At 42.9% G+C, this 17883-nt stretch carries 20 protein-coding genes, 1 tRNA gene, 1 pseudogene and 1 other annotated feature; of the genes and pseudogenes, 14 read left to right on the top strand and 8 right to left on the bottom strand.

From position 1 onward, the window contains the following. The first annotated feature begins 59 nt into the window (after positions 1-59). Together CQ839_RS12460 and CQ839_RS12455 are read left to right on the top strand one after the other, a co-directional pair. Complete coding sequence (locus CQ839_RS12460; protein ID WP_103668604.1) at positions 60-842, top strand: rhodanese-related sulfurtransferase; 783 nt, start codon at positions 60-62, stop codon at positions 840-842. Continuing rightward, positions 842-1696: a tRNA (5-methylaminomethyl-2-thiouridine)(34)-methyltransferase MnmD gene (locus tag CQ839_RS12455; RefSeq protein ID WP_103668603.1), complete on the top strand. Its 855-nt coding sequence runs from the start codon at positions 842-844 to the stop codon at positions 1694-1696. Before CQ839_RS12460 ends, CQ839_RS12455 begins: the two co-directional genes overlap by 1 nt. 143 nt (positions 1697-1839) lie before the next feature. On the opposite strand, the gene CQ839_RS12450 is transcribed toward CQ839_RS12455, so the two are convergent. After that, positions 1840-2112, bottom strand: a complete 273-nt coding sequence (locus CQ839_RS12450; protein WP_103668602.1) for a hypothetical protein — start codon at positions 2110-2112, stop codon at positions 1840-1842. Positions 2113-2395: 283 nt separating this feature from the next. Here CQ839_RS12450 and rplS point away from each other — a divergent pair, with 283 nt between their 5' ends. The 11 genes and pseudogenes from rplS (at position 2396) to CQ839_RS12395 (ending at position 9229) form a co-directional block, all read left to right on the top strand. Beyond that, positions 2396-2758, top strand: a complete 363-nt coding sequence (rplS, locus tag CQ839_RS12445; RefSeq protein WP_103668686.1) for a 50S ribosomal protein L19 — start codon at positions 2396-2398, stop codon at positions 2756-2758. Positions 2759-2858: 100 nt separating this feature from the next. Then, positions 2859-2931: transfer RNA gene (locus CQ839_RS12440), tRNA-Trp, on the top strand. 76 nt (positions 2932-3007) lie between these two features. Then, positions 3008-3259, top strand: a complete 252-nt coding sequence (secE, locus tag CQ839_RS12435) for a preprotein translocase subunit SecE (RefSeq protein ID WP_103668601.1) — start codon at positions 3008-3010, stop codon at positions 3257-3259. After that, entirely contained in the window at positions 3256-3903 is a 648-nt protein-coding gene (nusG, locus tag CQ839_RS12430) for a transcription termination/antitermination protein NusG (protein WP_374101377.1), read from the top strand. The genes secE and nusG overlap by 4 nt, the downstream gene beginning before the upstream one ends. Before the next feature lie 57 nt (positions 3904-3960). After that, positions 3961-4386: a 50S ribosomal protein L11 gene (rplK, locus tag CQ839_RS12425; protein WP_103668599.1), complete on the top strand. Its 426-nt coding sequence runs from the start codon at positions 3961-3963 to the stop codon at positions 4384-4386. Positions 4387-4485: 99 nt separating this feature from the next. Beyond that, positions 4486-5199, top strand: coding sequence for a 50S ribosomal protein L1 (gene rplA / locus CQ839_RS12420; RefSeq protein WP_103668598.1), 714 nt, complete (start codon positions 4486-4488; stop codon positions 5197-5199). 108 nt (positions 5200-5307) lie between these two features. Continuing rightward, positions 5308-5442, top strand: a sequence feature (ribosomal protein L10 leader region). A gap of 74 nt (positions 5443-5516) precedes the next feature. Next, entirely contained in the window at positions 5517-6044 is a 528-nt protein-coding gene (rplJ, locus tag CQ839_RS12415) for a 50S ribosomal protein L10 (protein ID WP_103668597.1), read from the top strand. Between the two features lie 83 nt (positions 6045-6127). Next, positions 6128-6517, top strand: coding sequence for a 50S ribosomal protein L7/L12 (gene rplL, locus CQ839_RS12410; protein WP_103668596.1), 390 nt, complete (start codon positions 6128-6130; stop codon positions 6515-6517). Between the two features lie 148 nt (positions 6518-6665). Continuing rightward, a pseudogene (gene hisE / locus CQ839_RS12405) lies at positions 6666-6938 on the top strand (phosphoribosyl-ATP diphosphatase); the annotation flags it as partial. Positions 6939-7043: 105 nt separating this feature from the next. Continuing rightward, positions 7044-8975 (top strand): transglycosylase domain-containing protein, encoded by a 1932-nt coding sequence (locus CQ839_RS12400; protein WP_103668595.1) that lies wholly within the window; start codon positions 7044-7046, stop codon positions 8973-8975. 59 nt (positions 8976-9034) lie between these two features. Beyond that, positions 9035-9229 carry a hypothetical protein gene (locus CQ839_RS12395; RefSeq protein WP_103668594.1) on the top strand — a complete coding sequence of 65 codons (195 nt, stop codon included), beginning with the start codon at positions 9035-9037 and terminating at the stop codon, positions 9227-9229. A gap of 71 nt (positions 9230-9300) precedes the next feature. On the opposite strand, the gene CQ839_RS12390 is transcribed toward CQ839_RS12395, so the two are convergent. From CQ839_RS12390 to corA, 6 genes are all read right to left on the bottom strand, one after another. Next, positions 9301-9756: an ATP-binding protein gene (locus CQ839_RS12390; protein ID WP_103668593.1), complete on the bottom strand. Its 456-nt coding sequence runs from the start codon at positions 9754-9756 to the stop codon at positions 9301-9303. Between the two features lie 67 nt (positions 9757-9823). After that, entirely contained in the window at positions 9824-11167 is a 1344-nt protein-coding gene (gene yvcK, locus CQ839_RS12385; RefSeq protein WP_103668592.1) for a gluconeogenesis factor YvcK family protein, read from the bottom strand. Further along, positions 11168-11596: a secondary thiamine-phosphate synthase enzyme YjbQ gene (locus CQ839_RS12380; protein WP_181016192.1), complete on the bottom strand. Its 429-nt coding sequence runs from the start codon at positions 11594-11596 to the stop codon at positions 11168-11170. 124 nt (positions 11597-11720) lie between these two features. Then, positions 11721-12494, bottom strand: a complete 774-nt coding sequence (locus tag CQ839_RS12375; protein ID WP_219817774.1) for a 2OG-Fe dioxygenase family protein — start codon at positions 12492-12494, stop codon at positions 11721-11723. 294 nt (positions 12495-12788) lie between these two features. Next, positions 12789-13553 carry a 16S rRNA (uracil(1498)-N(3))-methyltransferase gene (locus tag CQ839_RS12370; RefSeq protein WP_103668590.1) on the bottom strand — a complete coding sequence of 255 codons (765 nt, stop codon included), beginning with the start codon at positions 13551-13553 and terminating at the stop codon, positions 12789-12791. Between the two features lie 196 nt (positions 13554-13749). Beyond that, complete coding sequence (corA, locus tag CQ839_RS12365; RefSeq protein WP_103668589.1) at positions 13750-14901, bottom strand: magnesium/cobalt transporter CorA; 1152 nt, start codon at positions 14899-14901, stop codon at positions 13750-13752. A gap of 132 nt (positions 14902-15033) precedes the next feature. Between corA and CQ839_RS12360 the strand changes: the two genes are divergently transcribed. Beyond that, positions 15034-16629, top strand: a complete 1596-nt coding sequence (locus CQ839_RS12360; protein ID WP_103668588.1) for a hypothetical protein — start codon at positions 15034-15036, stop codon at positions 16627-16629. Between the two features lie 40 nt (positions 16630-16669). On the opposite strand, the gene coaBC is transcribed toward CQ839_RS12360, so the two are convergent. Continuing rightward, positions 16670-17878 (bottom strand): bifunctional phosphopantothenoylcysteine decarboxylase/phosphopantothenate--cysteine ligase CoaBC, encoded by a 1209-nt coding sequence (coaBC, locus tag CQ839_RS12355; RefSeq protein ID WP_103668587.1) that lies wholly within the window; start codon positions 17876-17878, stop codon positions 16670-16672. Between the last annotated feature and the right edge of the window lie 5 nt (positions 17879-17883).

The raw sequence follows: 17883 nt of genomic DNA, 5'->3' as shown, positions 1-17883 counted from the left end.
ATTGGAGTTATAGAAAAGCGATCGCCTTTTAAATAAATTTCTGGCAAATTTCTGGGCAAATGACTAGGATTAAACAAGTAACCCGTCTGCAAGCACAAATTAATCAAACAATTCAAGCTAATCAGCAAGAGGCGATGGAACCTTGTGTTGTCGCAGCTTTTTATCATTTTACGGAATTGCCAGATTATGAATCATTGCGGAATCCTATTAAAGAATTTTGTGACGCTCATCAACTCAAAGGCACGATCCTGCTTGCCAAAGAAGGCATTAACTCCACGATCGCAGGTAGTCGTGATGCGATCGATGCTGTACTAGAATATTTACGGAAAGATCCTCGCCTTCAGAACTTAGAGCATAAGGAGTCCTATTGCCAAGGAGTTCCATTTCAAAAGATGAAAGTACGACTCAAAAAAGAGATCGTCACTTTGGGCGTTCCCGACATCGATCCTCGGTATCGTGTCGGTACTTATGTGGAGCCAAAAGATTGGAATGAATTGATTGCTGATCCTGACGTGATCGTCATTGATACGCGCAATACTTACGAAGTAGAATTTGGCACATTTAAAGGAGCTATTAATCCAAATCTAGAGACCTTTGGGGAATTCCCTCAATATGTGCAAGAGCAACTAAATCCAGAGAAGCATCAAAAGGTTGCTATGTTCTGTACAGGCGGGATTCGTTGTGAAAAGGCTAGTGCCTATATGCTTTCTCAAGGCTTTAGTGAGGTATATCATCTCAAAGGAGGCATTCTTAAATATATCGAAGAAGTTCCGCCCGAAGAAAGTGTTTGGGAAGGTGAATGTTTTGTCTTTGACGATCGCGTCAGTATTGATCGAATTTAATGGATAAGCTTTCACTTTTTCCCACCGAAGACGGATCAATCACCTTTTGGTCAGAAACATTTCAAGAAACATTCCATAGCTCCCACGGTGCAAAACACGAAGCCGAAGCTAAATTTGTCATACCCGCCAAAATCGCCGAAAAAGCCAGCACCCAAACTCAACTCAATATCCTTGATGTTTGCTATGGCTTGGGCTACAATACCGCCGCCGCGATCGCCTGTGTATCAGAATTACCAGATCGCACCGCCAACCTCCACATTATCGCCCTCGAAAACAACCTTGAAGTCCCACAAAAAGCGATCGCATCAGGATTAGTAGATATCTGGCAACCTGCGATCGCCCAAATCTTAAAAATCGCCGCCGCAACTCAAACCGTAACCACCGAGAATTTATCTTTACAACTACTAATCGGTGACGCAAGGCAAACCATTAGCCAAGTCCCAACCAAATGGGCAGATGCCATCTTTCTCGATCCCTTCTCACCGCCCCATTGTCCCCAACTCTGGACAGTAGAATTTATCCAGCTTTTAGCCAACAGCCTTAAATCTGACGGCTATCTTGTTACTTACTCCTCGTCCGCCGCTGTCCGCGCCGCCATGCTTATGGCAGGATTGCAAATTGGTGCGATCGCTCCTATCGGACGCAAATCCCCCAGTACCATTGCCGCATTTGCGCCCATTGCTTTGCCGACAATCTCAGAAACCGAATCGGCTTTTCTGAAAACTCGTGCGGCGATTCCATATCGCGATCGGAATTTGCAAAGCGCAGCCTCAGAAATTATCGCCATCCGTCAAGCCGAACAGAATAATAGTAGGCTTCCTGCAAGCTCTAGTTTACGCAAAAAGCCTCTATAACTAATTAATCGCTGCTCACCCAATAAATAGAAACTATAAAGCCAAGAATTTATGGGGCGGAGTGAAGCCACGCACAACCAATTCTTGGCGTAGAGGGCAGTAGCCATTAAATGCTATTAAAATGAACGAGTTCAAAACAACTACTAAATAGCTTGAACAAATTTATTTAGTAATTCCTTTCCAAACTCATATTTTATAGAAAGCTCTAAAGCATATTCTTCCGAGAAGCCTTGACTTTCCAATCTTTCTTGAAGTGTTACCACATCAAGGTCAGAGTTTTCTGAATGAGATTGAATAATAAAATCTAGAAACCTGTCGCGATCAAGAACAGGATGGAGATGAGTTTTATTTGCATTATTAACAAATGCAGTAAACGTTTTTTCAAGTTCTGGACTCATTTCAGCGTAGTTTTTCATTTTTCCCCCTTGAATTTAGATTTTTTCTAAAAATCTGAAAAAATTATAGCAAAATTATTAGTTAAATAGCAATAAGCGAGTGTTATGTTTATCTTTTTTTGTGGCTTGAGGTATTACAGAGTTCTACACTAAGACAATTAGAAAGTGAAAACTATCTGAGTTACTGCTACTTTGAGTAATTCAACATAATCTATAGAAGTAATTTGACAATTTGACAAAAAATTATAGACATTAAGTCATTCATGCTTTAACATAGATGATCGCGACTTTTTTGGCATTCCTCATGAACGCTTCTGAAATCATCCGCTCAATTGAAGCGGAATATATCAAAACAGATCTCCCCACAATTTATGTAGGAGATACTGTCAAGGTTGGAGTTAGGATTAAAGAGGGCGGCAAAGAACGTACTCAGCCATACGAAGGCGTGATCATTGCGAGACGTGGTTCTAGCGTTAACACTGTTATTACCGTCCGTCGAGTATTTCAAGGAATTGGAGTAGAGCGAGCCTTCTTGCTACATTCTCCTCAAATTGAAAGCATCAAAGTGATTCGTCGTGGTAAAGTTCGTCGTGCTAAGCTCTACTACTTACGTGACCTAGTTGGTAAAGCAACTCGTCTTAAACAACGATTTGATCGACCACTATAGATCCATCTACAGTTATACTAAGTATCAAATACTATTTTTTTATAGCAACTGATACAGTAGATATAACTGGTTGCGTATCGAAATCGTGTTTTCATTACGTGCGTCCTTAGTTCAGTTGGTAGAACGCAGGTCTCCAAAACCTGATGTCGGAGGTTCGAGTCCTCCAGGGCGCGCTTCACCATTTTAGAGAATTGCACTTAAACGTATCGTATTTACAAAGATTGCAAAGGAATCGCAAGAGTTGCCGCTATGACGAAAAACGACCTAAAAGAGCAACCAAAAGAAGCATCCAAAGTTGAATCAGATGCAAAATCTGAGCCAACTGGGGTAGCTAAACTTTTTGTAGAATCCAAAGCCGAATTCGGCAAGATCGTTTGGCCCACGCGCCAACAGCTCATTAGTGAGTCTGCATCCGTTCTTTTGATGATCGTTGCAGTCGCAACCTTTGTTTATCTAATTGATGCTTTGTTTAAGGCGATCGCATTGCAGGTGTTTCAATAATGTTTACCGAGGATATCGACCACTCATCTAGTAGCCAAGAAGATGAAGACATACTATTTAACTGGTATGCCGTTCAAATTGCTTCGGGCTGCGAAAAAAAGGTTAAGTCGAGCCTAGAGCAACGCATCAAGACCCTTGATGTCGAAGATAGGATCAAGCAAATTGAAATTCCACAGACACCGACCGTCAAACTGAGAAAGGATGGCAGTCGAGCAACCTCTGAGGAAAAGATTTTCCCTGGTTATGTTCTGATTCAGATCAAAACTGTCAGAAATGAAATCGGACAGCTAGAAGTTGATGATGATGCATGGCTTGCTGTCAAAAGCACTCCCCATGTAATTAACTTTGTCGGCACAGAACAAAAACGTCACTACGGTCGCGGTCGAGGACATGTTAAACCTCGTCCTCTCACCGAGAAAGAGGTTGAAAGAATTTTCCGTGTCACCGTCGAACAAGAGCCAGTTCTCAAAATCAACATGGCTCAAGGCGACAAAATCAAAGTGCTTAATGGACCTTTCAAAGACTTTGAAGGCGAAGTGGTGGAAGTTAGCCCAGAACGGAGCAAACTTAAAGCCCTGCTTTCAATCTTTGGTAGAGACACACCTGTAGAACTAGAGTTCACTCAGGTACAAAAGCAAAACTAATTCACTCAAACGCAGGTTTGTAGTTTCTTAAACGGCTAAAATTAACGGCTAAAATTAATGGCTAAGAAAGTTACAGCAATTATCAAGTTGGCACTTAATGCTGGTAAGGCTAGCCCAACTCCACCAGTTGGCCCTGCTCTAGGTCAGCATGGTGTCAACATCATGATGTTTTGTAAGGAATATAACGCCCGTACTGCTGATCAAGCAGGCATGGTCATTCCTGTAGAAATATCTGTGTATGAAGACCGAAGCTTTACCTTCGTTCTCAAAACACCACCAGCATCAGTTTTAATTCAAAAAGCAGCTGGCATCTCCTCTGGTTCAGCTGAGCCAAACCGTAAAAAGGTAGGTTCTATCTCCAGAGATCAACTTCGTCAAATCGCTGAAACCAAAATGCCTGATATCAACGCAAATGATATCGATGCAGCGATGAAGATTATTGAAGGCACTGCAAAGAACATGGGCGTTACTATTAGCTCTTAGTTTCTCGGCTTGTCAATTTTCAATATCTATAAAATTCAAACAAAAATTTTAGTTGGGGGAGGGAATTAATTTTTCCGATCGCACCCCGTAGGAGTAATCATGGCAAAGAAAATCTCAAAGCGTCTTAAGGAAGCTTTAAGCAAGGTTGAAGATAGACCTTACGCACCGATCAATGCATTGGAGCTAGTCAAAGTAACTGCGACAGCTAAGTTCCCTGAGTCAGTAGAAGCACACGTCAGACTAGGTATCGATCCGAAGTACGCTGATCAACAATTGCGGACAACGGTAACTTTACCAAAAGGAACGGGACAAACAATTCGTGTAGCAGTTATTGCTCGTGGTGAAAAAGTTGCCGAAGCAACCGCCGCAGGTGCAGACATCGCTGGTTCTGAGGAGCTAATCGATGAAATCAGCAAGGGAAGAATGGATTTTGATTTGCTGATTTCAACACCTGACATGATGCCTCAGGTGGCTAAGCTTGGTAAATTGCTTGGACCAAGAGGATTGATGCCTTCACCTAAAGGTGGTACGGTAACTACTGATTTAGGTGGCGCAATCAACGAATTCAAAGCTGGTAAGCTAGAATTCCGTGCCGATCGCACAGGGATCGTCCATATCCAATTTGGCAAGGCTGCCTTCCCTGCTGAAGACTTGCTAATCAACCTCAAAGCTTTGCAAGAAACGATCGATCGCAATCGTCCTTCGGGCGCAAAGGGTAGATACTGGAGATCGCTGTATGTATCTGCAACTATGGGGCCTGCGATCGAAGTTGATGTCACCGCTCTGCGTGATCTCAAGTTCGGAGATGCGTAATTTAAGCCTTTCAAAGTCATTTAAATTCAGAATGTTCACCTAAAGCGAACATTCTGAAAGAAGAAGTAAAAGCTAAGTCTAATTGTTGTAATAAGCCTAGAAAGAAATTTCGACAACTGAATATCTCCATAGACAGCAGGTGCTCATGGCTCAATTTCCTGCCGAGGTGTTTTAAGAAAGATTCTGGAAAGAATACTTTTTTAGCCTCGGTCTGCGAAAAGACGAGGCTTTTTTAATGACTTTAAAGATCTACACAGCTAATTTGATAGCGCAAAGCGCAATTTAATTAGCTCCAAACACAAGGAGGTGAGAACCATATGGGTAAGACCCTAGACCAAAAGAAATTTCTAGTCGGAGAAATGACCAAAGAGTTTGAAGGAACTCAGATGGTCATGGTAATCGATTACTCAACTTTATCAGTTGCCGAGATTACTAAGCTCCGCCGCTCACTCCGTCCTACGGGTACGGTGTGCAGAACTACCAAAAACACTTTGCTCAAGCAAGCAATTTCTGAAACTCCTGAATGGAAACCTCTTGAAGGTTTCCTCGTTGGACCTTCTGCTTGTCTGTTTGTCAAAGATGACATCGGTGGTGCTGTTAAGGCATACCAAGCATTCCAAAAGGAATCTAAGAAAACCGAACTTCGTGGCGGAGTCTTAGAAGGTCGCGCTTTGACTGCAAAAGACTTGCAGGCGATCGCAGATCTACCTTCAAAGGAAGTACTTATCGCGCAAATCGCTGGTGCTATCAATTCAGTTACCGCCAAGATCGCGATCGGCATCAAAGAGGTTCCTCAATCTCTGGGCAGAGCTATCAAAGCTGTTTCCGAAAAAGAAGCTGCTTAGAAGGATTGGTAATTACGAATTACGAATTACGAATTACCGTTCACCAATTACTAACCTAATCTAATTAACTAAAGAGAAAAATTATGTCTGCAAAAATCGATAGCATTATTGAAGAACTAAAGTCTTTGAGCCTTCTTGAAGCTTCTGAATTGGTCAAAGCGATCGAAGAAACCTTCGGCGTTTCGGCTGCTGCTCCTGTTGGTGGCATGATGATGGCTGCTCCTGGTGCTGCTGCTGCTGCTGAAGTAGAAGAAGAGAAGACTGCTTTTGACTTGGTACTTGATGAAGTTCCTGCTGACAAGAAGATTGCCGTCCTGAAGATCGTTCGCGAAATCACAGGCTTAGGCTTGAAAGATGCTAAGGATATGGTTGAGTCTGCACCTAAGACCATCAAAGAAGCTATGCCTAAAGCTGATGCTGAAGCTGCTAAGAAGCAAATCGAAGAAGCTGGTGGTAAGGTTTCCATCAAGTAATTGTTGGCAACATTTAGCTTGCTTGAATGTTCTGCTTTGCAGAACATTCAAAAACAATAAAGGCACGCATTGCGTGCCTTTATTATTAAGATTGTGAGGCGCTTTGCGCATCATAATTACTTTGTATAAGAACTTTTATATTATGAACGATCCCCTTTCAGAATTATTTGCGGTAATTGTCGATCGCCGTGAGCATCCCCAAGAAAGTTCTTATACCTGCAAATTATTTGCTGGTGGCGACAACAAGATTTTAAAAAAAATTGGCGAAGAGTCTGCTGAAGTGGTGATGGCTTGTAAAGATGATGATCCAGATGCGATCGCCTCAGAAGTAGCAGATTTGTTTTATCACACGTTAGTGGCGATCGCACATCACCATGTTGATCTGCAATTGGTATACGACAAACTTGCGCAACGACGCTAAAAGTCAAAACTTAAGGTTGTGCTTGTCACAACCTTAAGTTTTTAGTACGCAATACTTAATTAATGCAGTAAGATTACCTATGAATTGATCAAAGGGTAGATAGCTGTGGCATCGAATAGTGTAGAGCGTTCTCAGTCTCTTACAGGCAGTATTTTAAAAGGCACTCTCAAAGCTGTTGGTGGCACGCTGCTGGGCATTATCATGATTGGTGGTGCGGCAGTAGCTGGTGGTCTGGTTGGCTTAGCGCTCAGTTTTCGCGATCTGCCCGATGTGAGAGTACTTAAAGGTTATGTACCCGTCGAAACCACCTATATTTACGACATTAACGGTGGACTAATTGCCCGTTTACATGGTGATGTCAACCGCGAAGTTGTTACCCTTGATCGCATTTCGCCACATCTTAAGCGATCGGTGCTTGCGATGGAAGATGCTTACTTCTATACCCACAAGGGTATTGATCCCAGTGGTATTGGACGCGCTATTTTAGCTAACTTTAATGCAGGTGGAACTGTTGAAGGGGGATCGACCTTAACGCAACAATTAGTTAAAAACTTGTTTCTGTCCAACGAACGTAGTCTTAATCGCAAAGTTGCTGAAGCAGTTTTGGCAATGCGTGTTGAGCAGGTATTTACTAAGGAGCAAATCCTTGAGATGTACCTCAACCAAGTATTTTGGGGAAAAAATACGAATGGAGCTGAAACCGCTTCACAAAATTATTTTGGTAAATCTGCTGCTGATTTGACCCTTGGAGAGGCTGCTATGTTAGCAGGTACGATTCAAGCGCCTTCAGTATTCAATCCAGTGGATAACTATAGTGAATCTAAGAAGCGTCAGGGGCTAGTGCTTGATCGACTTCTAGAGCTTGGATGGGCAACTCAATCCGAAGTCAAAGCTGCTAAGGCTCAGAAAATAACTATTCGCAAGCAAGGGATCTCTTACGAAGCAAGCCGTGTTCCTTATGTGTCGCAGGCTGTAACGGCTGAGCTAGAAGAAAAATTTGGTCGTGATGTCGTTCTCCAAGGTGGATTGCGTGTCCAGACGACTATTGACTTAAAGATGCAGCGTATAGCTGAAGAAGTTGCTGCCGAAGGACACAAGGATTTAGTCGATCGCGGAGCCTATGCAGATCAATTATCTTTAGTGGCTGTCGATCCGCGTACTGGATTTGTAAAAGCTTTGGTAGGCGGTGTTGGCGACTTTGACAAAAATCAGTATAACCGTGCCGTTCTTGCAAGACGACAGCTGGGTTCTTCGTTTAAACCTTTTGTCTATTATCTTGCCTTTGCTTCAGGTAACTACACTCCTGACTCAACGATTGATGATAGTCCAATGACGATTCCTGATGGCGATGAACCATACGCACCGCGTAACTATGACAATAAATTCTCAGGGCCAATTAGCATTCGTCAGGCGATCGCAGTTTCTCGAAATATTCCTGCAATTAAGTTAGGTCTAGAATTTGGCAACGAAAATGTAGTTGCGCTCTGTCGAAAATTGGGAATCAACAGTCCAATACTCCCTGTTGTTTCTTTACCGCTTGGTGCTGCTGATGTTACGCCGATGGAGGTGGCTGGAGCCTATGCTGTATTTGCCAGTGGTGGTTACAAATCCAAAACTACGTTGATTGCGCGGGTAACCGATCGCAATGGCAATCTAGTACTGGACAATACACCAAAACCTGAATTAATTCTCGATCCGATCGCAGTTTCTTATTTAACTGATGCCTTGCGTGGAGTCGTTACCAACGGTACGGCAACCGAAGCGCAAATGAGTGACGGGCGACCTGTAGCGGGTAAGACGGGTACAACTTCAGATTTTCGCGATGCTTGGTTTGTCGGTTATGTACCGCAGCTATCAGTAGCTATTTGGATTGGTAATGATGATTATTCACCGATGGCAAATGGTGTGACTGGCGGTGTGTATGTGGTTCCAATTTGGCGTAAGTTTATGGAAAGGGCGCTAGCTGGACAACCGATCGAGCAATTCCCTGTGCCAAGTGAAATCCAAGAGAAAGAAAGTGGCAAAAAGAAAAACTAAATAAATCAGGCGAGCGGCGTAAAGAGCCGCTCGCCTGATTTAAATTTTGTGATTAATTTATGTTGCAACAAGTTTTGTTTATTTTGCGATTATTTGTTTATTCAACGATCGCGTCGGCAGTAATTAAATATGCTGCGCCCACTTGGGGCTTATTGGCAAATAATTTAACAGTCGATGTAATGAATGCGATCGCGATATATGCCATTACTTTACCTGTTGGTTTGTTTGCTTTTGTACTATGGCTTAAGCGCTAATTCATAGCAATTCCATACCAAATCCCAGAAGAGGAAAGGCGGCGATTTGCACCGCCTTTCCTCTTCTGGGATTAAATAAGCTTTGCAAAATTTTTGCTCATTACAAAACAATTACGTCCGTCAGGTAAGGTCTCATATCTGATGTCATCAGCAACTGTCTTTGCGATCATTAAGCCTCGCCCACCTGTGGGAATATCATCAATACTTTCAAACTCTTGACTCTTTTGCGCTTCTAAAGCAGCCCGATCAATTTCTGCTTGCAGATCAAAAGGTTCACCAAAGTCCCAAATCCTCATTTCTAGCAAGTATTCGATCTCATTGATTGTAATCTCAATATCGATGGGCGTTTCTTCAGAAAGGCCTTCATGCGCATAAGATACTACATTGGTAAATACCTCAACCAGCACAAGATTGCACTGCATCCAAGTTGGTTTTGGTAATAAATTTTGAAATTGCTGAAACCACCCTTGCAATTTAGCAAGAGCATAAATATCACTGTTAACTTGAATGTGGTATTTCTCTAACACTGATGACTTAATCTGACTGACTTTCTAAAATAATCTGACATTTTGACATTTTTAGGTTGAAATCCAACTACTGACGGTTATACCAGCGCATTAAGACACCTGCAAGTTTTTCAGAGTCATGACATACGGTTCCGTTGGGTTTCTCTCGCATGATATTGGCAATCAAAACAGGACAGCCTATAGCAGCGAGACTATCACGATCTAGAACCGTAAAATGTGACCCAGAGGAGGCATAGTGTTGTAGGGATCGCTCAGAAGGTGGATGCTTCTGAACTAGAACTACATCAAACAATCGCACACCTGCTAGCTCATCTAAAACTCTTACATAGTTAGATACAGCATAGCCGTCAGTTTCACCTACCTGACTCATGATATTACAAAGATAGATCGATGGCACGTTGCGATCAATTAATGCTTGAAGTATTTCAGGTACAAGCAGGTTAGGAATAATACTGGTATATAAGCTGCCAGGTCCAATTATGATCAGATCTGCTTCGTTGATATCTTCGATCGCTTGAGGTAATCCCTTGGGATTATCTGGATTACAACCAATATGTTTAATCTTGCCTTTAGCTTCAGGAATATTCGACTCTCCCTCCACATAGCGTCCGTCTTCAAATTCTGCCCATAGCACCATGTGATCAAGAGTTGCGGGCAGAACACGCCCACGCACAGCCAAGACTTGTGAACTAGCTGCGATCGCCTTTTCCAGATCACCTGTTACTTCACTCATCGCGGTAAGAAATAAATTACCAAAACTATGACCAGATAATCCTTCCCCAGTTTTAAAACGATATTGAAATAGTTCGGTTACTAACTTTTCTTCATCAGCAAGGGCAGCAAGACAATTACGAATATCACCTGGAGGCAATACACCATGCTCGCGGCGTAACCTTCCAGAGGAGCCACCATCATCGGCAACGGTGACGATCGCAGTAATGTTGGCGCTATATTGCTTGAGTCCACGCAATAAGTTTGACAAACCAGTACCACCACCCACAGTAACAATTTTGGGACCACGATTGAGTTTGCGATGGGAGACTAGCAACTCTAATAGTTCTTTGTCTTGATTGGGCATCAAAACTTGCGTGATCGAGCCAAGCGCTCGTTTTTGTCCTAACCACAATAGTCCGATGCCAATTGCAAAGGCGATTGGACCACTCATATTGCGTGGCAAGATGGCAACCAAGGTGTCGATCGCGTTACCAATCAAGCGGGATAAAAATAAGATCGGGGTTAGTCTAGCGGAGATGGCAATCCCTAAAACGATTAGCACAATACCAACGATGCTAACTAGTAGCCATCGCTTTACAAATAATCCTGGTAAAAACCACTGAAACCCTCTCAGCCACTTTTTTTTCTTAAAGGCTGGACGATATCGATTTGCTGGTGGCTTTTTTGAGGGCTTCATTTAGCATCCTGTAATATGTACCAGCACTTCGCGGGTATGACCCAAATTGCGATGTTCCCAGACAAAGATTCCTTGCCAAGTGCCGAGGGCAAGTTTACCATTAGCGATCGGGATCGTTTCTGATGTTTTAGTTAGCGTACTGCGAATATGCGATGGCATATCATCAACACCTTCAGAAATATGTCGATATTGACTCGCGTCTTCGGGAATCAGTTTTGTGAAAAATGTTTCTAGATCTGCCAACACATCAGGATCAGCATTTTCTTGAATAATTAGACTTGCTGATGTATGGCGCAAAAACACGTTACATAACCCCATCTTTATCCCTGATTGAGCTAAGGCTGCTTCCACTAGGCGGGTGATATTGTGTAGTTTTTTCCCATTGGTACGTAACGCAATGGTTTGCTGCACCATTATTGGCTGCACCATTATTTGTAGGGTTTGTTGTTGATTGGTCATTATAAGGACTCTGTGATTTAATAAGGAGCCAATTTTTTGGTAGCTCGGCAAAGCCCCATCACAAAAAATTGACTCTTTATTTTACTGCTATTCCCTAATGTTGATAGTGATTGCCATGGAGAACTGCGTTGGGGAAACATTTTCGTAGCTCATCATTTTGGAACTTATCGACAAAGCGACTGTTGATGATAATAACAAAGCGTTCAAATGGTGTACCTGAAAATTGCTGTGCAATTCTATCTACATTGTGAAACAATCTGTCGTCACATAAATGCAGGATGTCTCCCGAATTCAAAACAACGGTGGCAATTGGCTGCGTACCTTCTTTATCATTGTAAAGATAATTAGTTGCTCCACATACGTTTTCGCGAGAAAGTAAAACAATACTCAGTGCTGTGCATCCGTCGGCATGAATACCCTGCCCTTGCAAGGGATCAATGTGTCCATGCCCTCTAACCCCCGTGATCTGCATCAGAATCGGCTCTCCTACTCCTATTCCCCAAAGCTTCGCCCAATCGGCAACAAATGATTGCACATCCTCTCGATCAATGAAAGCTCGCTCTAGAGGCTGGTAGTAGCGATTCTTGTTTGCCATTGTACTAGCGTCGTTGTATTTACCACTCTGCGCCATAGCACATTCACCCATATCTTGGACGCTACCATCGCTTAGTATGTGCAACCAAGACATTCGTTTAAATCGAGACTCTACATATGGATCTGGGGGGAGATCCCGAAGAAATGATCGCCATGCCGATAGATCCACACTTTGTGAGATATTGCGAATACTCCAATGCTGAGTGTCAAGTTCTTTTTTTACTTCAATTGGGTTGACAAGCGAATCAAACCTAGTAATTGGAGGAAATAGCATCTTTTGTTGCATTGAATTGGTTAATTCTAGTAAAGATTTTTTGGTAAGTTTTACTAGAATTTAGCATAAAAAAAGAAGGAGTAAAGAAAGATATTCATAAATAATACCCATATTCAAAATGGCGTTGCCATAGCACTTTTCACACAAACCAAAACCCGCAAGGTTTCGCCCCTGCGGGGCGAAACCTTGCGGGTTTTGGTATATAAGCTTGCGTCCCACTGAGGCGAAACCTTACGGGTTTTGGTACATAAGCTTGCGCCGCTGTGGGACGCAAGCTACGGGTTTTGGTACACCTTATCTACAGTCAATGAATGCGCTGACTATAGATAAAGCTACTACTGGTGCTGTGACAGCAGATAACACCCGATCGCCTAAAGACACTGGGACAAATCCCGATGCGATCGCCATTTCTTCTTCTCTAGTAGTCCAGCCGCCTTCGCAGCCCGTAGCTATAATTATTTGCCCATTGTTTTCAGCAAAGTCTAATGAATAACTTGAGCTTTGTAGGCTTGTAAGTAAATGCGTCACATGGGGACTAATCACGCAAATATATTTCAAAATTGGTGATGGTACGTTAGCAAGATGCTCACACCAAGAAGTTAATGTTGTTGGATTATTTATTTCAGGCACATAGGTACGCATCGAAAGTTCAGCAGCTTCTTCGGCAATGCGTTGCCAGCGATCGCGTTTTTGATTACCAATTTGATTGTCTGGTTTCAAGACCGTGCGATCGCTATATAGCGGCACAATTTGGCGCACCCCTAACTCCGTAGTTTGCCGAATTACCGATTCGATATTGCTACCTTTGGGCATAGCGATGCCAAGTGTAATCTGGGCTGATAATTCCGAGTTATTTTCTAGTTTGTCAATTATATTGGCAACATTTAGATCTCTTGACAATTGAGCTAACCACCATCCACCTTGGCGATCGAGGGCAATAAATTCAGATTCAGTTTCTAAACGCAATACATTGCATAGGTAATGTCTTTGCTCTGGGGTGAGGGCGATCGCGCTATTAATTTGTAAAACTGGTGAGACTTGGTGTGCTTGTAAGGTCACCCTTTGCAGTCTGCGTTTGTGAGGTTGAGGAAGTAACACAATAAAGTCTGAATCACGGATTATGCGGATTGTTAGATTTCACGGATCTTATGCAAATCAACAAAAATGCGGCGACACTTTTGTTGATTAAAAAACAAACCCTGTAAGGGTTTGTAAAACATAAAATGGCGTAGCCATTTTATGTTTTGAAGTAACTTTATTTTGGGCTAAATAGCCAGCCTTTTTTCCAAAAGAAAAATAACAATCCCCCAGACATCGATAGCATTAGTAGCCAACAGAGAGCATAACCATACGGTAATTTCAATTCGGGCATATTTCCTAATTCAGTATCAAAATTCATGCCATATACACCTGCCACAAAGGTAAGCGGAATAAACACCGTGGAAATCACAGTTAAAAAGCGCATGATCTCGTTGGTGCTATTGCTCAACGATGACAGATAAATATCCATCAAGTTAGCAGCAAGTTCGCGATAGGTCTCAACCATATCCATAACCTGTACAGTGTGGTCATAACAATCACGCAAGAACACCCGTACCTCACGATCAATCAAAGGACTTTCTTCCCGAATTAGCGAATTAATTGCGTCGCGCTGCGGCCAAATTGCACGCCTTAATAACAATAGTTCGCGTTTGATTTTATGGATTTTATCGAGGGTTTGGCGAGTAGGCTTATCCACTACTTCGTCCTGCAAATCTTCGAGACGTTCGCCGTAGTCCTCTAGCACAGGGAAAAATCCATCCACGATCGCATCAATCAGTGCATAGGCAAGGTAATCAGACTTCTGCGATCGAATTACACCACGATTGCGATGAATGCGCTGGCGAATTGGCTCAAATACATCATTTTCAGGTTCCTCTTGGACGGTGAGAATATAGTTTTTGCCTAAGATCAAACTTACCTGCTCATCATAAAAACCCCTACCATCTTCACGGCTAGTCACCATATGCAGGATGATCAACTCCTGATCCTCAAAACTCTCGACCTTAGGACGTTGAGGAATATTGACAATATCTTCAAGCACAAGTGCATGGAGGTTAAACACTTTGCCTAGTCGTTGCAAGACATCTTCAGACCCTAGCCCTTGGACATCTACCCATGAAACTGAGTGGCTATCTAGATAAGGGAAACATTCTTCAGGCGTAGCAAGCTGAACCCCTAGGGCTTCCTCGGCATTGTAATCAATTAAGAAAATATTGGGAATAGTGGCATCTTCATCAATGATTAGCGTTCCAGGTGGGCTGCCTGGTTCGGGTTCATTGAAGTCATAAAACTCTAATTCATCATCATTCTCTTCAGAATCATCTTCGATGGGACTAGGTTTAAATCTGGCAGGGTTATGGAGCATGTTGAGGAGAGTCTGAAATATACTTGTCAGTTTGCCACATTGTTAAGCCTAGTTCGTCTATAAAAACTTAGATGGGATAGGATTTGTTTCTATACGATTTCCTGATCCCGAACCTTACTATTTCTCAAGTCTATGAAATATAAAATAAACCAGAAAGAGATTAATAAAACGCTTAATAAATTTAATTTGCTTTCGATCGCTTCTTTTACTTGTTGTTTAAGTACAGTCTTTACTGGGAATGCGATCGCGGGTGCATTACCTGACAAGATTTTATGGGGCAAGCCCACCTGTGATGTGGGTACTGCGGAAATTTTGCGAAAACATGAACTACGAAAATCGGCTTTAGTCACAAATCCTCGTGATCCAAATGCCCAAGCTCAGTATCAGGCGATTATTCAAAAACACAAATCAGAATTACAAGCCTGTCGCGATCGCAATACACCCCAAACTCAAGCTACTTGGTTGCGGCTATATCCCAATGATGTCAAAGCAGGTGTATTAGAAGATGTTTTCGACAAAATGGCTAATCGTGGCTATAACCAAGTTTTTATCGAAGTTTTTTATGATGGGCGGGTGTTACTGCCTGTTGCCGATAATCCTACGCCTTGGCGATCGGTGATGGAAGAGTCGGTCAAGGCTGGGGAAGTACCTGCGGACTATGATCTGTGGAAACAAGCGATCGAGATCGGCAGAGCAAGGGGCATCAAAGTTTATGGATGGTCATTTGCGATGAATTTCGGCTATGGCTATAGCGAAATTAAGGGGCGTTCGGGAGCTGTAGCACTTAATGGCAAAGGGGAAAATAGTATTGCCAATACCAATTTTGATCGCAGCTTAGTTAGTAATGGACGAGCTTTTTATGAAGATGCCTATGAAGCTGATCATCTATTTGCCGATCCGTACAATGTGATCGCCAAAGCTGATCTGACATCGGTAGTCAAAGCGCTGATGCAACGCAATCCCGACGGAATGGTATTTGATTATGTTCGCTATCCCACCAATTCCACTGGCGAGTTGATTGATAACGTCAAGCAGCTATGGATTCATGGAAAAGCTTCGCGAACAGCTTTGCTGAATAGTATTGACAATAAAACTGTTCGAGAACTCATGGATATCTATCTCCAAAATGGTGATCTGACGGCTGATGATGTGGTTCAGACTGAGAAGAAACTAACAGATAACATTAAGGTGAGACCGACAAATATTAAAAATCCTAGAGAAACTGCTGCGATCGCGGAAGGTTTACTCTGGAATATCGCCACGAACCATGCCTATAAAGGCGTGATTAATTTTGTAAACACAATCACAGCTCCTCTTCAGCAAAATAATATTCCCATTGGCACTGTTTTCTTTCCCAATGGTAATCGCACTGAATCAGGTCGTTTTGAGGCAAGAATGCAGCCTTGGGATCGTTTTCCCAAGAACATGGAGCGTCATCCGATGACCTATGCACTTTGTAGTGATGGTAGCTGTGTTGCCGATCAGGTCGCTGAAGTTGTCCGCCAATCAGCGCCTGAGACTTTAGTTTGTCCAGTTTTGGCAGGAACTTGGGGACAGGGATTTGATGGGCATCCTAGTTTTGAAATCCAAACGAGGGCTATATTGGCTAGACAGCCAAAGATTAATTGCATTAGTCATTTTGTCTATGCTTGGATGGAACCCGAAAGCGATCGCCTTCGTAAATTTGGTAAAGCTACAGGGCTAGAGCCAGCAACTATACCCAACTAGAGAAAGAGTAGGGGCAATTCATGAATTGACCCTACTCTTTCTAATCACTGGTTAACAAAAAATCGAATAGACGATTGGCAAGTTCTAATTTTGAGCAGAGGGGCGTGGATTGGGTGTTGCCATTCTTATGGATAAATGTGGCTTGATTGGTATCAGTGCCAAACCCAGTTTGAGAACTATTAACCGCATTAGCCGCGATCGCATCTAGCCCTTTTCGCGCTAACTTCTCTTTTGCCGCCGACAAGACCTCTAACTCATTCCCAGTTTGAGCCGCAAATCCCACTAGCAATTGATCAGGACGTTTACGACTGGCAAGATCGGCAACAATATCGGGAATATATTCTAGCTCTAGATTTAAAGGAAGTTCTGATTTGGGTAACTTGTGATCGCTCTGAAATTGCGATCGCACATCACCTATGGCTGCTGCTGCGATCGTGATGTCAGCTAAGGGGAATTCTTCGAGCATGGCTTTGTGCATTTCTGCGGCAGTGCGAACTACCCTCATGCCTAGCCTCTCTCCCATAGAGAGAGACACACTAGAGGCAGTTATGAGCGTAACATTTGCGCCACGATGCATGGCTGCTTTAGCGATCGCAATTCCCTGCTTACCAGTAGATGGATTGCCGATAAAGCGCACAGGATCGATAAATTCGCGAGTTCCGCCAGCATTCACTAAAATCTTCTTCCCTTTTAAATCTTGTTTTCCCTTGGTAAATAGAAAAGATTCTAAATATTCCAAAATTATTTCTGGCTCCGCCATTCTTCCAGTGCCAACTGCATCACAGGCGAGAATCCCATCCGTCGGTGCGATCGCTGTATATCGATTATCTTGTAATAATTTATGCCAATTCTCTTGGACAGAGGGTTGGAGCCACATAGTCGTATTCATCGCAGGCGCAAATAGAATCGGACAAGTAGAAGCTAAGACTGTATTTGTGAGCAGGTTGTCTGCCATGCCATAAGAGAGTTTCGCCAAGGTGTTGGCAGTTACTGGTGCTAGCAAAAATATGTCAGCCCATTCTGCTAACTCAATATGTAATGGTCTACCATTGCTAGGCTGCCAAAAGTCAGCATCGGTATAAGCAGGTTTGCGAGAGAGTGTGGCAAAAGTAAGCGGCGTGACAAATTCTGTCGCTGATTTCGTTAAGATCACGCGCACTTCAATGCCGTGTTTTGCCAAGCTTGAAACAACTTCGCAAACCTTGTAGGCGGCAATGCCTCCTGATATTCCAATTAATACATGACTCATACTTC

Source organism: Pseudanabaena sp. BC1403 (assembly GCF_002914585.1).
Taxonomy (GTDB): Bacteria; Cyanobacteriota; Cyanobacteriia; order Pseudanabaenales; family Pseudanabaenaceae; genus Pseudanabaena.
This window is presented reverse-complemented; position numbering and strand designations above follow the sequence as displayed.

What these genes read in the sequence shown, in the direction of transcription:
- CQ839_RS12455 (WP_103668603.1), top strand. Translation starts at nt 842, where the DNA reads ATGGATAAGCTTTCACTTTTTCCCACCGAAGACGGATCAATCACCTTT.
- CQ839_RS12460 (WP_103668604.1), top strand. Translation starts at nt 60, where the DNA reads ATGACTAGGATTAAACAAGTAACCCGTCTGCAAGCACAAATTAATCAA.
- rplL (WP_103668596.1), top strand. Translation starts at nt 6,128, where the DNA reads ATGTCTGCAAAAATCGATAGCATTATTGAAGAACTAAAGTCTTTGAGC.
- rplJ (WP_103668597.1), top strand. Translation starts at nt 5,517, where the DNA reads ATGGGTAAGACCCTAGACCAAAAGAAATTTCTAGTCGGAGAAATGACC.
- yvcK (WP_103668592.1), bottom strand. Translation starts at nt 11,167, where the DNA reads ATGAAGCCCTCAAAAAAGCCACCAGCAAATCGATATCGTCCAGCCTTT.
- corA (WP_103668589.1), bottom strand. Translation starts at nt 14,901, where the DNA reads ATGCTCCATAACCCTGCCAGATTTAAACCTAGTCCCATCGAAGATGAT.
- rplA (WP_103668598.1), top strand. Translation starts at nt 4,486, where the DNA reads ATGGCAAAGAAAATCTCAAAGCGTCTTAAGGAAGCTTTAAGCAAGGTT.
- CQ839_RS12375 (WP_219817774.1), bottom strand. Translation starts at nt 12,494, where the DNA reads ATGCTATTTCCTCCAATTACTAGGTTTGATTCGCTTGTCAACCCAATT.
- coaBC (WP_103668587.1), bottom strand. Translation starts at nt 17,878, where the DNA reads ATGAGTCATGTATTAATTGGAATATCAGGAGGCATTGCCGCCTACAAG.
- secE (WP_103668601.1), top strand. Translation starts at nt 3,008, where the DNA reads ATGACGAAAAACGACCTAAAAGAGCAACCAAAAGAAGCATCCAAAGTT.
- CQ839_RS12450 (WP_103668602.1), bottom strand. Translation starts at nt 2,112, where the DNA reads ATGAAAAACTACGCTGAAATGAGTCCAGAACTTGAAAAAACGTTTACT.
- CQ839_RS12395 (WP_103668594.1), top strand. Translation starts at nt 9,035, where the DNA reads ATGTTGCAACAAGTTTTGTTTATTTTGCGATTATTTGTTTATTCAACG.
- rplS (WP_103668686.1), top strand. Translation starts at nt 2,396, where the DNA reads ATGAACGCTTCTGAAATCATCCGCTCAATTGAAGCGGAATATATCAAA.
- rplK (WP_103668599.1), top strand. Translation starts at nt 3,961, where the DNA reads ATGGCTAAGAAAGTTACAGCAATTATCAAGTTGGCACTTAATGCTGGT.
- CQ839_RS12380 (WP_181016192.1), bottom strand. Translation starts at nt 11,596, where the DNA reads ATGGTGCAGCCAATAATGGTGCAGCAAACCATTGCGTTACGTACCAAT.
- CQ839_RS12360 (WP_103668588.1), top strand. Translation starts at nt 15,034, where the DNA reads ATGAAATATAAAATAAACCAGAAAGAGATTAATAAAACGCTTAATAAA.